Annotated in this window: 11 protein-coding genes and 1 pseudogene; all 12 read right to left on the reverse strand. The window is 36.1% G+C overall.

Features of this window, described 5'->3' with window-relative positions; all coding sequences use genetic code 11:
• Positions 1-84: 84 nt before the first annotated feature.
• The gene (gene deoC, locus AC3XNE_RS02100) at positions 85-762 is read right to left on the reverse strand and encodes a deoxyribose-phosphate aldolase (RefSeq protein WP_489832607.1); all 678 of its coding nucleotides are present in this window, start codon (positions 760-762) and stop codon (positions 85-87) included.
• Between the two features lie 23 nt (positions 763-785).
• Positions 786-1,712 carry a ribokinase gene (rbsK, locus tag AC3XNE_RS02105; protein ID WP_489832608.1) on the reverse strand — a complete coding sequence of 309 codons (927 nt, stop codon included), beginning with the start codon at positions 1,710-1,712 and terminating at the stop codon, positions 786-788.
• A 140-nt stretch (positions 1,713-1,852) separates the two neighbouring features.
• Positions 1,853-3,250, reverse strand: coding sequence for a sugar transferase (locus AC3XNE_RS02110; RefSeq protein WP_489832609.1), 1,398 nt, complete (start codon positions 3,248-3,250; stop codon positions 1,853-1,855).
• Positions 3,251-3,280: 30 nt separating this feature from the next.
• Positions 3,281-4,219, reverse strand: coding sequence for a GDP-mannose 4,6-dehydratase (locus AC3XNE_RS02115; protein ID WP_489832610.1), 939 nt, complete (start codon positions 4,217-4,219; stop codon positions 3,281-3,283).
• A 99-nt stretch (positions 4,220-4,318) separates the two neighbouring features.
• A complete protein-coding gene (locus tag AC3XNE_RS02120; RefSeq protein ID WP_489832611.1) occupies positions 4,319-5,740 on the reverse strand; it encodes an oligosaccharide flippase family protein in 1,422 nt (473 codons plus the stop codon).
• A gap of 78 nt (positions 5,741-5,818) precedes the next feature.
• Positions 5,819-6,616 carry a glycosyltransferase family 2 protein gene (locus AC3XNE_RS02125; RefSeq protein WP_489832612.1) on the reverse strand — a complete coding sequence of 266 codons (798 nt, stop codon included), beginning with the start codon at positions 6,614-6,616 and terminating at the stop codon, positions 5,819-5,821.
• Between the two features lie 28 nt (positions 6,617-6,644).
• Positions 6,645-7,781: a glycosyltransferase family 4 protein gene (locus AC3XNE_RS02130; protein ID WP_489832613.1), complete on the reverse strand. Its 1,137-nt coding sequence runs from the start codon at positions 7,779-7,781 to the stop codon at positions 6,645-6,647.
• 89 nt (positions 7,782-7,870) lie between these two features.
• Entirely contained in the window at positions 7,871-9,166 is a 1,296-nt protein-coding gene (locus AC3XNE_RS02135) for an O-antigen ligase family protein (protein WP_489832614.1), read from the reverse strand.
• 68 nt (positions 9,167-9,234) lie between these two features.
• Positions 9,235-9,933, reverse strand: coding sequence for a CpsD/CapB family tyrosine-protein kinase (locus tag AC3XNE_RS02140; RefSeq protein WP_489833357.1), 699 nt, complete (start codon positions 9,931-9,933; stop codon positions 9,235-9,237).
• A 13-nt stretch (positions 9,934-9,946) separates the two neighbouring features.
• Positions 9,947-10,723 carry a YveK family protein gene (locus AC3XNE_RS02145; RefSeq protein WP_489832615.1) on the reverse strand — a complete coding sequence of 259 codons (777 nt, stop codon included), beginning with the start codon at positions 10,721-10,723 and terminating at the stop codon, positions 9,947-9,949.
• A gap of 378 nt (positions 10,724-11,101) precedes the next feature.
• A pseudogene (locus AC3XNE_RS02150) lies at positions 11,102-12,213 on the reverse strand (CDP-glycerol glycerophosphotransferase family protein).
• On the reverse strand, positions 12,203-13,387 hold the full coding sequence (locus AC3XNE_RS02155; protein WP_489832616.1) for a CDP-glycerol glycerophosphotransferase family protein: 1,185 nt from the start codon (positions 13,385-13,387) through the stop codon (positions 12,203-12,205). The pseudogene AC3XNE_RS02150 and the gene AC3XNE_RS02155 overlap by 11 nt, the downstream one beginning before the upstream one ends.
• Positions 13,388-13,400: the final 13 nt, after the last annotated feature.

The following is a 13,400-nucleotide window of genomic DNA, read 5'->3' on the forward strand; positions in this document are numbered from 1 at the left end:
TGTGAACCGGCACCATGCATCGTAAATATGTTGATATAAAATGCAGGAAGCCAATGATATTTGACTTCCTGCATTCATGATCAGTTACTTATTGTTTTTTGCTTCCTCTAAAATTCCAACACTCCCAGAAACGCCTAACCTATCAGCACCAGCTGCGATCAAGTCTTGGGCGTCTTTCAAAGAGTGGATACCTCCGGCTGCTTTTATTTTGATCTTATCACCGCCAACAGATCTCATAAGTTTAACATCCTCGACTTTAGCGCCTGAGGTTGAGAAACCAGTGGAAGTTTTGACGAAATCAGCTTGAGCATCGATGGTCAAAAGAACGGCATTTTTCTTCTCATCATTTGTTAGCAAAGCATTTTCTATGATGACTTTTAAAACTTTGCCTTTTTGATGAACAGCCTTAGCAACATCACTGATGTCTTTCAAAACTGCATCTTTGTGGTTTTGCTTGAGTTCGCCAATATTAATGACCATATCTATTTCATCCGCTCCATTAGCGATAGCATCCTGGGCTTCGAAAACTTTAGCTGCGGTACTCATTGCTCCTAAGGGAAAACCTACTACACAAACAGTCTTTATATCTGTCCCTTGCAGTTCTTCATGAACTAAGTCAGCCCAATAACTATTTACACAGACCGAGGCGGTTTGGTAGGTTTTAGCTTCCTGAACCGCTTTTAAGATATCCTCTTTTGTTGCATCTGCTTGAAGCATTGTATGATCCATATACTTTGCTAGTTCTTGCCATTTTAAAGCCATTATAATTCCTCTTTCTCTTTAAATTATTTATCCAGTGTTCCTTTTAAAACGTCTTTGACCTCATCTGAAGTTAAGTAAGATTTTTGTGTCCCGCGCTTTTTTATCGTCAAAGAAGCATAAATGTTTGCGTGTTTTAAAGCAGCGGTAATACTTTCACCAGAAGCATAGTAATGCGCAAAAGAACCTATAAATGCATCCCCAGCACCTGTAGTATCAACCACGGCTACTTTGTTCCCCGGGATGATCTTTGCTTCGTGCTCATTAACAAACAATACACCTTTTTCTCCCATAGTTACAATAACATTATCGACACCAGCATCAACAACTTTCTTGGCTGCAATTTTTATTGCATCAATGCTGTCAGTCGGCAATCCACTGATCTTTGCCAATTCAGTTTCGTTGGGAGTATAAAACTGTACTTTACTATTATTTTTTAAAGTCACATCATCGCTAGCAGGAGCAGGGTTTAGCAGAACAGGAACATGATTTTTATTATCCATTTTAATGACTTCATTATTAGTTTCTAACGGGATCTCTTGTTGTAGAACGATCAGTTTAGAATCAGCGATAACTTGTTCGTATTCTCTGCTCTTTTCCGGTGTTAGTTCGTTATTTGCACCCTTAACGATGATTATACTATTTTCCCCATCTTCTTTAACAAAAATCGGAGCTACTCCACTGATCTTACTACCTACGCTAACACAATCTGTATCTATACCATTTTTTTGATAATTTTCGATCTGTTGTTTTCCAAAATCATCGTTTCCCACAACAGTGATGAGCTTGACAGAAGAACCCAACTTAGATGCAGCTACGGCTTGGTTCGAACCTTTTCCGCCATAACCTAATGAAAAATCAGGAGCTTCAACCGTTTCGCCATCCAGTGGCATTCTTTTTATAAAAACTTGCATGTCTATCATATTTGATCCTACGACGGTGATGTCTGACATATTATCTTCCCTCCTCGTATTATTTTTTATAATCAAGATTCCATTTTCAACCTATTGTCCATTTTGCCTTCTTCTTTGATATAAACAGCTCAATTATATCATAACTAGTTTGCTGGTCCGCGACTTGGCAAAATCTGTAGTTATAGTCTTTGATCCTCAGCAGTTACCTTATCAGGCTCAACACCCTCCGTACTATCTGCTTTAAACAAAATCTTAACGGTGGCAAAGATTATCTTTAAGTCTTCGAAAACACTGGGATTAGAGATATACATCAAGTCCATCTCTAATTTATTGTATGGCGTAGTATTATATTGACCATAAACTTGGGCGTAACCGGTTAAGCCCGCCTTAGCCTGTAATCTTAAATGAAACTCAGGTAGTTCTCTTTCATATTGCTCGGCAATTTCCGGACGTTCCGGTCTTGGTCCTACTACACTCATATCCCCTTTTATAATGTTAAGTAGTTGCGGAATCTCATCAAAGCGTACTTTACGAATAAATTTGCCAACAGGTGTCACACGTTTATCACCATCACCTGTACTTAACCTAGCGACCCCATCTTCTTCAGCATCAACCCGCATGGAACGAAATTTAAGGATATTGAAACTGCAACCATTTTTCGTTAAGCGTACCTGCCTATAAAAAACCGGCCCATGATCCGTAATTTTAATGGCAAGTGCCACTAACAAGAAAATTGGCGAAAGTAAAATCAACAATGTTCCTGCAGAGATAATATCGAATGCCCTTTTTACGAAGACAAATTCGGGAGTTGGCCTGTATCTACTCAGCTGAAGGACTGGTAAATGCAATATATGCATTCTCTGTGCCCCACTCATGATCACATCACCAATGTCAGGAAGAATATAAAGATTTATGTTATGAGCTATACAATACTTAACAAGCTGATCTTTCTGGGGACTTTGAATATTTACCAAAAAGACAACCTCATATTTACTTAACTCTGATAAATCATTTGCTAAGCAGTCACCAACTTGAACAATTTTTTGAACATTAAACTTATTCTCTAAACCATATTTATCCAGCAGCTGTTTCAAATTAACTTTCCTAGAATAAACAGCAATAGTTTGTCGTGCAGGATAACGTCTAAAGTACCATTTATGTGAGGCCGTGCTCCATAAATACGAGCAAATTGCCTGAACAAGTATACAAATGATCATCGGCCAAATGACTGGAAAATGTCTCGTCAAAATTCCTATTACCACAAACATCACAACGTCTGTAAAAAGACAAGAGAGGATCTGACTATACACTTTCTCTGAAACAGATGACAAAGAGACAACAAAAGCATCATATGTACGACCATAAAAGAAATACATGATCATAAAAAGGCCAAACATTACCCAATTACCCACATTATAAAAAGGATCCACAATTTTATCTGCATAAAACCATTGCCAGGTAAGAGCAAAAACACACGTCATGATCAGCAAATTTGTAACCTTAACGACTCTCAATGCTAAATCGTGTTGAAAATAAGCCTTGTTGCTGACCACATCATTAGTATGATCTTCATGCACTTCAAACATCCCCCCAAAAATTTCTCTTAGTTAATCTTCAGCATCGACATATCGGTACAAACCTTCTTCAATATTATATTTTGGTTGAAAGCCTAATGCTTTTAATTTAGAAATATCCGCGTAAGAGTCCTTAATATCACCAGTACGTGTAGGATGATACTCAACCAGCAATTTTTTGCCCATTACTTCTTCGAATGCTTGTATATCTTGATTTAACGTAGTTTGGTTCCCAGTCGCAACATTATAAACATCACAGAATACATTTTCATCGTGTAATAACAACAAAACAGCCCTAACCACATCTTTTACATAAATAAAATCGCGAGTTTGGCTGCCATCTCCAAAAACTGTAAATTGGAGATCATTTTTCAAACGATGGTAGATGATAGACAGCACTCCAGAATATGGCGAAGACGGATTTTGTCTAGGACCATAGACGTTGAAAAAACGAGTCGCTACCGTAGGAATTCCATACAGTTTGCCGTAACTAAGCGTATACCTCTCACTAGTATACTTATCGATAGCATATGGAGTTAATGGGTCAATTAGGGAATTTTCTTTTTTAGGCAATTCTTGCTCATTTCCGTACACAGCTGCAGATGAAGCAAATAACAATTTTTTTAGCGGTAAACTGTATTTTTTGATCGTTTCCAAAATATTTAAATTCGCCTCGCAATTGATTTGGTGCGATTCAAAGGGACGGTTAATAGAGTCTGTAACACTAGCTATTGCTCCTAGCAGAATTATGTAGTCAAATTTTTCTTTTTTTAACAGTTCCTGCATAAATTGGAAGTCAGTGATCGATTTATTATAAAATCTGACTCTTTCTTTTAAATAAGTAGAAATATTATCTAACTTTCCCATCGATAGATCATCAACTATAACGATCTGTTGATGCGAAGCGTCTAACTGCTCTACTATATTTGATCCAATAAAACCTGCTCCCCCTGTAACTAAGTACTTATCCATTGGTACATCCCCCTCACGTAAACCAACTCTATATATTCACAATTAAATTTTTCTTCATATCGTTTTAAAACTACTGTCAATGAATCTACTTTGACAAACTTATTTACTATATCTGCCTTTTATAACTTCAAATATTGGATTGGCTTTCATCACAACAGTAATCCCCATATAAATCACCACCGCAATCAGTGCCTGAAGTATATTCGTAATGATAGATGCATTCATCTCTCTAGTCAGATATCTAGTAAGTAAACACATCACTATCCCCGCTAAGAAGTAGATACTGATTTGTTTCAGATTGAATTTAAACTCAGTTTTTCTGATAAAAGCAAATGTTCTGACAAATGTCACAAAGAATTCCGCCAGCAAGACTGAAATAATAACTCCCCAAAAACCGAGAAATGGCAATAAGATCATATTGCCGATAATATTTATGACCGCCCCAATAATAACGGAAACATTATACTGTCCGACTCTACCGATAGGCATTAAATATTGTCTTGCTATGGAAATCCCTAATGGCTTAATTACCAGCAAAATCGTTAAGAATGGTATGACTTGCTCAATAAATAAAAATTTATTTCCAAAAAACCACGGTACCAATTTATCGTAGACAGTCAACATTCCAAACATAAGTGGAATAGAAAAGAACAGTTGGATATGGATCGTGGCATCCATCACTTCAACGATCCTATTAGTCTTATCTTTAGCAAACAAGCTGCTCATATGAGGTAACAAAACCACGTCCAGAGTCGTAATAATAGTCACGAAAACATCATTGAGCTGCATCGAATTAGTATAGTAACCAACTGCCGTACTTCCGACCAACAGCCCCAAGAGTGTTTTGTTCAGGTTCGTATACAGCAAAATCGCAACTTGTGGGATAAAGTAAGTTACTGATCCCTTAAAATGTCTCAGACTCTTCATGACAGAAACAGGCTTAAATGTAATGTATTTTTTTATAAAAGGCCACACAGCAAGCTGTGACATTAACATACTAACTGTTTGGATCAACGTATACAACAAAGTATCATTTTTATCTTTAATGAAAATGATGATCAATACAAAGGTCAGGACCTGGACAACAAGGTTGCTAAGGCTGGTCTTCTTAAAATCTTCAATTCCCATGAAGAACCAGGAAATATCAAAAAAAACAGCAATAATAGTTAGTGACTGGGCAAAATAATAAATTTTGTGATCAAAGAAAAACATGACCAGTAAAAAGTAAATTACTAGAAAGGAAATACTGCATAGTGCCTTAAAAGTAAATATTTCACAAAAAGTTTGCGAAAAATCCTTCTTTTTCGTCCAGGCCAGTGCAATTTCGCGGTTTCCGTATAACGTTATCCCCAATCCGGCTAATAGTACAAAATACTGAGCAACTGAAAAAGTGTAGTTATATAAGCCGACTCCTCCTGGTCCCAGTGCATTAGAAATTATCGGTACCGTGATGATCGGGATAATTATCCTCGTTATTTGAAAAATTGTTTGATAAAAGAAATTCTTGATAATGTTTTTCATATTAATTTTCCTGAATATCTCTCGTGCGGACCTTATCTTTATCCATCGACAATTTTTGTTCCGTTAAGAATTGCTCATCTAACTGTCCTTTAACACAAACCATCTGCGATACAACTTAACAAAAGCAACTGGTAAAGACGCAGAAGCTATGGACTTTAAAACTCTAAGGTACCCCTTTAGTCCTGCTTTCAATTTTTTGTTGTAATACAACCGAGCCTGGATCTCCCCTTTACGTTTAGACAGTTTCCTTTTGTCATAATCGGAAGGGGCAACATGATACTGGTATAAATCTTCATCGATTACAAAAATCCGGTATTCTCTAAGGACCAATTCACACCATAAAGCAAGATCTTCAGCGCGTTGATAGTTAGGATACCCACCCACAGCCTGAATATCTTCTTTTTTCATAATTACCGAGGCATGTACAGGTGAATCACCGCTAACAATATTTATTTTGGTTTTTTCACCGGCTGAGCCTACGCTGCCCATAATCTTCTCTCCAGAAAACTCAATTGCCTTACTACCAACAACTGAATACTGTGGATGGTTTTCGATAAAACTTACCAACTTAGAGATCCGTTCAGGCATTGAATAATCATCCGTATCCATACGAACCAAATATTTCCCTCTGGCACTTTCAATTGCCCGGTTTAACGAATAAACCAAACCCATATTTTTTTCATTCTTTAAAACAATGATCCGTTGATCGTGAAAGGTTCGAACAAACTGAGAAACACCAGTTTCCCCGCGGTCATCGATAATAACAAACTCAAAGTCTTGATAACTCTGTTGTAAAATACTACTGATAGCTCTTTTAAGATAATTTGGAGGAGTGTTATACTCCGCCATGATAACTGATACTTTAGGTGTTTTCACTTTAATACCTCCCTTATATTTCACTAAATTATTCCAGTAGCTCACGATAGATTTGAATCATCTTATGGTCCACGATCTCATTACTAAACCCTTGGATCTTTTTACGATTATATTCTTGCATACTTGTCGTTTTAGCAGCAGCAAATGGCAGCTGATCTAACAGTTGCACCAAACTAGCGAGGTCGTTGGGATCAAAAAGACACCCACCCTTGCCTTCCTTTACCAAATCAACGTTTCCCCTAATTTCAGATGCAAACACAGGCTTTCCAGCCGCCATCGCCTCCATGACCGCAACCGACAGTCCCTCACGAAACGAAGGAAAAACAAAAACATCCGTCTTAGACAAAATTTCAGCAACATCCGTCCGATATCCAAGTAAATATACATTCTTTTCCAAATGATTAATTCGAATAAACTCTTGATATTCTTCTTGTCTATCACCTATTCCACAAATCAAGTAGACTAATTTTTCTTTATTTTTACAAGCAGCGATAGCTTTTAATACTAAGAGATGATTTTTATTTTCATTCAGTTCCCCGACTGACGTAAGGACAGTCCTATTATCAAGTAAGGGATCTAAATCGCACTTAACAGCAACTGGTTTTTCTTTATTAACATCTACCCCTACACCGGGGATCAAATACACCTTGCGATAATGCATTTTTTTGGCTCGTTGATAATCTTCCTGATTAATAGTGATCAAAGCTGTTGTCCAGTGCGCCAAAAAACGTTCAATTGGATAGTAGATCAACCAGTCTTTCAGATTAGACCCAGAAAAGAATTGAAAACCATGAACTGTATACAGCACGGGAACACTATTTTTTCTTGCCACCACTCGAATAAGCGCACTAGCGAGTGGCGAATTAGTATGGATCATATTATACTTTTCTTTTTTAACCAGTTTATTCAACTTTCTAATAATCAAGAAGTTCGTCCTAAGTTTACCTCTGCCCCTAGGAAACGGTAAATGATAAAAGGTGACATCATTTTCTTTCAAAAAAGAGATAAATTTTTGTCTTTTTTCAACACTGATCGGATCTTCTTGCCCGAAATTTGCCGCAACATGAACTTCGTACCCCAAGTCTCGCAAGAGCATAATGTTTCGCCTGTTGAAATTTGCAATCATCGAAGCCATCGATCCCACTAGTAAAATTCTTTTTGCCATCCATCTACACCATTCTTTAAAACTATTTTGATTTAATAGCGTTCAATAATTCACAACAAATTAAAAATTACTCTATTTCCTCATCCAATTCATTTTTCCCTAGTAATATTTTCTCGACTTTTTCCTACGCGAGTCACATAAAAGGCCAAAGCACCTAACAATATCCACAAGAGACGAGCATTATTTAACGAAAGCGACAAAGAACCAATAATAAATGGGATCATCATGTTCCGACATATTACACTTTCAGGGCTTTTTACTCTTTTGTCTATTAAGGTAGTTAGTATCAAGTAAAACAGGTAACAGAAAAACACGAGTGCCAAAACACTGCCCCACTCGGCAAACAATTGTAAGTATGTATTATGTGCGATCACTTCCGTGTTAAACAATGAATCAGCCAATGAGCTATATGTCCCCAACCCTGTTCCTAGGAAGGGAGACATTTTGATCAACTTAAAAGCAGCACCCCAAGCCAAACCTCTAGTAGAACCAGCTGTTTGAAAGGAACCATTAAAATCTGTAAACAAAACTTGGACACGCTGAAATTCAGGAATAATTTGCGACAAACGATCAAGAAATAACCGAAAGTTCTCTAATACTGCCACAAAACACACTGTAAATACTGCTGTTAGGATAAAGAGTCCTATTATTTGTTTCAAATTATGCTTTCTAAAAAACAATTCATTCAGTATTTTTAAAAATGCCAACGATAATAAAACGATCATCCCTGTCTTTGAGCCGCTCAGCAAAATAGAAAATGATAATAAAACAACGCTCAACCAACGGACTGAAAACCTCATTTTTTTATTTGAAACAAAATAAACGATTGCAGCAGCCTGGATCACACAAAAATAATTTGGATCATTCATTAAACCGCGGTATCTTGTATCTGCATAAAATAATACATGTCGCAAGGGTAGAGAAGGCAACAATGTATATCCGACAGAAATTATCGCCATTACTAGGCTTCCGATAGAAAACCACTTCAAAACGGGGCCAAGATCATTAGCACGCGCTAAATTAAAACCAACAATACAGTACAAGAAAAGAGCAATTAACTTAACATACTCGGTCAGGACCGCACCACCAGTTGACGGGACAAGAGAAAACCTGGCAGGTATCCAAAATATTGCTGTAAAGACCGAAACAAACGACAAAACCATAAAAAACAGCCCAAATTTTACTGGAACATAAAAACTATTTTTTAAAATTAGTATGATCACTACCAGTAACAAAAAGAAATCTGAAAACGACAAATTAACGTTAAAAATGACATTGGCTTGGTTTAACAATAAAGACATACAAATCACGAAAAAAGTAAAAATCCGTAAGTCACTTCCTTGAGTTGCTGAATCAACTTTCAGCAAACTATTTTCTTTAGCCATCAGTTCCCCCCCTTCCAATAACCAAGTACAAAATCATTAGCACGATAAATTAAATACTAAGGGCCAACTCAATCATTATAATAATAACCCTCATTGGCACTTTGCTCGTTTCCGTTGTAAATTACTCCTAATAAACGAGCATTAACCATCTTCAATAATTCAGTTGCATTTCGTAATGAATCTTTCCTAGTATAGTTTTCTCTCACGATCAACAGTGTTCCGTCTACCTTAGAAGCGATCACTTGGGCGTCAGTTACTGTCACAACAGGTGGCATATCGAAAATAACTATGTCATATCCCGAACTCGTTTCTTGAATAACTTGATTCATCTTTTCAGATCCTAAAAGTTCAGCTGGATCAGGGGCCTTGGGACCACTAGTTAAAATATCCAAATTATCTTCACCAATTGTTTGTACCATAGCAGAAACTGGCGCACCGCTACTTAACACGGTACTCAGTCCCTTATCATTATTTAACTGGAAAGTCTTATAAACTGTTGGCTTTCTTAAATCTGCATCGACCAGCAATGTTTTTTTGCCAGACTTAGCAAACACTACAGCTAAATTAGCGGCCGTCATGGACTTTCCTTCACTAGGTCCTGAAGAAGTGATCACAATGCTCTTAATTACGTGATCGACTGAAGATGCAAATTGGATATTTGTCCGAATTGTCCGGAAACGCTCGGCAATCGTTGAGCTTGGGTCAACCAAGGTGATCAAACTTACTGGGCCACTCGGTTTATTTTTTTGTTTTGTAGTTTTCAAAATAATTCACCTCTTCTTAAACTCGCGGATGCCGCTTGTGTCCCGAATAACGCTCAGTTCTTCCGAGATTTCCCGCTACCTGTCGCGTAGTTGAATCCAATTCTTTTTGAGAAATAACAGGGATCGTTCCCAAAACAGTGATCCCTAAATTGTCAGTAATATAACGATCAGACTTAACCGTTCTATCAAATATCTCTCTCACAAAAGCTATGATTATTCCAACGACAAGCCCTAGCAATAGTCCAATGAGTAGATTCAACTTTTTATTAGGGGAAACAGGATCTACGTTTTCAGTAGCGCCTGAAACTATCGTTATTTTATCAACACTCGGCAAAACTTTTTTTACCGTACCTTGAAAAACTCTTGCGGAAGTATTCGCAATGTTTTTAGCTATGGTGGGTGAGTCCCCAGTTGCAACGATAGAAAACATTTGTGAGTTTTCGGATTGTTCAACTTTCAAGCTGTCCTTAACATCTTTTCTTTTCATGCGAATGTCATACTTGGAAGCCAAGCGTCCTTGAACAGTTCTAGCAAAGGAATCCCCTTCTGTAATAATATCCTTATATGTATCTAACATTTGTAGGTTGTAATTAACATCATTAACATTTTGGTCCGAATCATTTGTGCTGGGTAATGATACGATCATCTGCGCTCTAGAACTGTATTTCGGTGTTAAAATTAAAAAAGTTACGATAAAAGAAAGTACAAGCCCAGCTCCCATAGAAATTAAAAGCGTAAAGAACCGTTTCTTTAAAACATTAAAAATATCTTTGATACTAAATACCTCTTCCATAACACTATCACCCTCCCCTAAATTTTGAGTTATCTGTTTTTACACATAAAACTTTATACTATTAACCAACCAATACTGCTTTTTAATTACTCCGGCTATATTATTATATATATTTATCATATGTAAATAATGTTTATACCAACCTTTTTTATTGTACCTTCAAACACCCCCAAATTCCAGTACAAATGGCAAACCTAAGAGACACAAAAACGCGCCTTACATAGGTCAGCAAACCGCGTTTTCAAAAAGATCACCAAATTGATCAATCATGACATATTATTTTTTCCAACAATCTTTCCAATTATAATTTAACGAATCAATAAGGACATAAGCAATGATTTGACAACTTAATATTCACCATTTGAAATCGAATTAAGATTATTTACTAAACATTATTGTACTAATGAAATCAACTACCCGGTCAGTCGAGTTCCCATCTTGAAAGTTATACATCTTTTTTGTAAACAAATGCCGCTTTTTACACTCTTCTCGTGAATCATTATTCTTATAGCTTTTACGAGTTCTTTTTCATTCTTAACTACTTGCCCCGGAAATTCATCATTGTAATCAATAGTTAAACCTGGTTTGTGTGAATATTTTTTTATATCAGGTACATAAGCAATTGTTGGCTTATCAAATGCCATCCAGTCAATTGTGATCGCAGAATAATCTGTTACAAGTATATCTGTCACGCAGAAAATTGGTGAGATAGACTCGTCTTTTATGAAGAGTGCATTAGGATTACCTTCATATTTAGATTGTTTGATCAACGGGTGAGCCTTAAAGATAATTATGTATTTGTCACCCAGTTCCTGATGAATAGCATCTAAATCAATTTTTGCTTCTTTGAATTCTGTACTTATTCTACCTCGAAACGTCGGAGCATATGTAATTACGGTTTTCCCAGCAAGAGAGGGATATTTCTTCAATAGTTCTTGCTTTGTCTTCGTAATATAGTCCTTATCAAAATTTTTGTCGTTATCTGGAATTCCCGTTATTTTTACACGATTCTTTGGAAGATTAAAAGCTTCAGTATAAATTGATTTAAAAAAATCTGAATTTGCAATAGCATAGTCGTAATTTTTTATGACATAATCTCTCTCCACATCATTTCCAAATTGTTTTAAAGCTCCAGTGGCATGCCAGATTTGAAGTACTTTAACATCGCTTTTGTGAGGAAATCTTGAAACAACAAAATTATTGTAATCTATAATAATTAAATGTGAACTCTGAATCAAAAACAGCTGACGGATACAGGCAAGACCATATCTCAAATTTCCCCAAAAACTTGGTTCAAATTTAAATAAGACAGTTTTTATCTCATACTGTGAATCTTTTTCCAGTCTATCATATAATAATTTAAAATCTTTAGATAAATTAGCATGCTGTAAAGAAATGAAAGTCACACGATTACGGTGAACTTTAAACAGTAAAGAAAAGGGATAAAATAAGCCTAAAATTATGGTTAAAATGATCGACTTAAATTTCATCAAATACCCTCCCTAAAATTTTTCGACTAGCATTTCCATCATTGCAAATATTAAACCTTCTATTAAAAGCTGCTAACCTTTGATAGTCAAACTGGTTATGCTTAATTTTTTTCAATAATCCTTCTTCATTCATGTCAATACTGTTCGGTAGATCTTCCGGCACATTCAAATAAAATCCACGCAATTTGTTTTTATATTCTTCAAAATCGTACATATAAAAATAAATTGGGCGCTTGAGTACAGCATAATCAAAAAAAACACTCGAATAATCTGTTACCAAAACATCACTCATCAAATATGCATCGTTAATGTCAGCATTTGCATCCATAAGGAGTACAAAGTCTGATAAATCCTCTGGAACCTTATACTGGCTAGCAATTAAGTAATGGGGCTTAAATATCACAACATATTCATCAGATAGATATGATCGCCATTTATAAAAATCAACTTGAAGTCGAAAAGTATAACCACTAAGTCCAAAAGAATTGTCCCGCCAAGTGGGGGCATACAAAATTACCTTTTTGTTAGACGGTATTCCATACATATTTTTTAAAGATAAAGTGGTACTTTCCTCAGGTTTTACTAAACAATCGACCCTTGGATAGCCTAATTCAAGTATTCGTTCTTTAGTGAAATCAAAGGCTGTTGAGAAAGCCTGAGTTGAAAAAGAATTAGGAGACACCAAATAATCCCAGTGATCCCTGTCATTATCATAACTTTTGATCATCTGGGCATAGCTTTGGTGACTACGATAATATGTGGATCCGCTGTCTTGAATATCATGTCCCAATCGTTTTAAAGGCGTTCCATGCCAAGTCTGTACATATATTTGAGATGCTTTCTTATGATAGTATGGGGCCATTTTAGAATTAAAAAACCAATATTTAGCTTTAGATAGCCAATAATAGTACTGTATTGAGTTAAATTTAACTGTTTTAGCTCCATCGATTGTGCAGGGGGTTTTTAAAGCCCAAACAAAGTGATAATCAGAAAATTTTTCGTCGTTTCGCATGTACTCAAATAAATAACGCGGATTGTCTGAATAAGCCTTTCCACCAAAAGAAGAAAATAAAACAACATTAGGATCAACTTTAACAAACAAAGCAAAAACTCGTACGAGCAAAAAGAGAATATTTCTCACTATATACAATTTAATATAACCTAAAAACTTCATACTTCCCCCTAAA

Source organism: Ligilactobacillus sp. JN-6 (Y).1, assembly GCF_058111525.1.